Source organism: Vibrio sp. YT-19(2023), assembly GCF_033337395.1.
The window spans coordinates 1-557 of record NZ_JAWOQN010000945.1; the positions used below are offsets into that span (position 1 = coordinate 1).

At 44.7% G+C, this 557-nt stretch carries 1 protein-coding gene; it reads left to right on the forward strand.

Going from position 1 to position 557, the window contains the following annotated elements:
- On the forward strand, positions 1 to 557 hold a 557-nt coding region (locus tag R7E78_RS29335; protein WP_318059046.1), incomplete at both ends, for a sigma 54-interacting transcriptional regulator.

Sequence of the window (557 nt, forward strand, 5' to 3'; positions counted from 1 at the left end):
TACGCTTGCAAGCACTTTGATGACGATTCGAACAAGCCAGCACGGCACGCAAATAGAAGAAAGACTGCCGTTGCATAATCCATTGGGTTTTGAGCACTTCGTAGGAATATCAAACCGACATAAAGCCTTGATTAATCAGGCCAAGAAGCTTTCTGTTCTGGATCAACCGCTACTAATCGAAGGTGAAACAGGTACTGGCAAAGAAATGCTCGCAAAAGCCTGTCATAGTCGTTCAAGCCGTGCGAGTAAACCATTCCTTGTGTTGAGCTGTGCATCCATGCCAGATGACGTTGCAGAAACCGAGCTGTTTGGTCATGCGCCGGGTTCATTCAATCACGAACAAGGCCACAAAGGTATTTTTGAACAGGCAAATGGTGGTACGGTATTTCTTGATGAAATTGGTGAGATGAGTGCTCATCTGCAAATCAAACTTCTTCGTTTTCTACAAGATGGTAACTTCCGTCGTGTTGGTGCAGAAGATGAAATGCATGTAGATGTTCGCATTATTGCTTCGACAAAACATAACCTTGCTGAGCTTTCTGAAGCGGGTATGTTCC